The organism is Brevundimonas sp., from assembly GCF_023259385.1.
Taxonomy (GTDB): Bacteria; Pseudomonadota; Alphaproteobacteria; order Caulobacterales; family Caulobacteraceae; genus Brevundimonas.
Genome location: NZ_JAHFPF010000165.1, coordinates 6,800 through 7,991 on the forward strand (window position 1 = coordinate 6,800; position 1,192 = coordinate 7,991).

3 protein-coding genes are annotated in these 1,192 nt (G+C 74.3%); 2 read left to right on the forward strand and 1 reads right to left on the reverse strand.

What is annotated here, in order from left to right; translation table 11 throughout:
* Both Q0C81_RS12780 and Q0C81_RS12785 read left to right on the forward strand, forming a co-directional pair.
* The coding region (locus Q0C81_RS12780) for a hypothetical protein (RefSeq protein WP_291838428.1) at positions 1-479 on the forward strand (479 nt) is incomplete at its 5' end.
* Positions 476-832, forward strand: a complete 357-nt coding sequence (locus Q0C81_RS12785) for a VOC family protein (RefSeq protein ID WP_291838432.1) — start codon at positions 476-478, stop codon at positions 830-832. The genes Q0C81_RS12780 and Q0C81_RS12785, both read left to right, overlap by 4 nt.
* Here the strand turns inward: Q0C81_RS12785 and Q0C81_RS12790 are convergent.
* Positions 829-1,192: hypothetical protein (locus tag Q0C81_RS12790; RefSeq protein ID WP_291838435.1), on the reverse strand; the 364-nt coding region annotated here is incomplete at its 5' end. The genes Q0C81_RS12785 and Q0C81_RS12790 overlap by 4 nt on opposite strands.

Here is a 1,192-nt window from a genome sequence, read left to right on the forward strand (position 1 = left end):
GGGGGATGATCGTCTGCCTGATGCTGATCGGCCTGGGCGGATCGACCGTGCCGCGCTGGTTGGGCGAGACGCATCTGTCGACGCGGGCGGGGCGGATGGCGTTCACGGGCGGGATCTCGGCCCTGATCGCCGCGGCCCTGGTCAACGGCTTCGCGGCGGAGCGGCTGGCGGGGCAGGCGGCGTCGGGCATCCAGTTTCCGGTGCTGGCCGCGCTGAACCAGACGTTGGCGGTGTTCGGCATGCTAATGGTCGCGGCGGCGATGGCGCTGTGGGCCGTCAGGATGCTGCGGCTGGACCTGATCGCGAAGGTCGCCGGAGGCGTCGGACTGGCGGCGGCGGGGCTGGCGGCCGGCTGGCTGGTCCATGGCGGCGGGGCCTTCGGCCTAGTTGGGGCGACTGTCGCGGCGGGGGTGTTTGCGGCATGGTCGGCGCTGACCGCCGCCGGCCTGCTGCGCGGTCCTTCGGAGCCGAGCGCATGACCGACGAGCACCATGTGGCGGCCATCGTGCCGTGCCGCGACCTGGAGGCCAGCACGGCCTTCTACCGGCGGCTCGGGCTGGAGGTCGTCAGCGACTACGGCGACTACCGGCTGCTGTCGGACGGCAGAGGCTGGCGCCTGCACCTGAACGAGACGCCGGGGTGGCCGGCGCGGGTCGAGGACAACGCCCTGGGGCTGTATCTGTATGTCGAGGACGTGGACGCGGTGGCCGAGCGGGTGCGCGAGCTGATCCTGAACGACGACCAGCCCCGGCTGAAGCCGTGGGGGACCTATGAGTTCGCGGTCAGCGACCCGAGCGGGACCCTGGTCCGGATCGGGCGCGTGGCGGACTAGAGCCCCTGCCTCAGGCCCGCCAGCCGGCCTTCGACCTCGGCGCGGCGGGCGCGGGCGGCGGTGATGCCGGAGAGGGCGCGGTCGATGCGGGCCAGCAGGTCGTCGCGGGGCCGCAGCAGACTGTCGCGGTCGGGGCGGACCTTCTTCGGGCGGCGGCCGGACAGGCCCAGGGCCTCCTTCCAGTCGTCGCGCCAGGCGGCGGCACCTTCGGCGCAGGGCTTCAGAAGGTCGGCGAAGCGGGCGTCGGCGTTCTGGGCGTTGCGGAGCAGGGGCAGGGCGGCGACGGCGGCGCCCCGGCAGGCGTCCAGCGCGGCCTTGCGCTCGGCCAGCGGATGGGCGGCGTCGCCTTCGGCCGGCGCC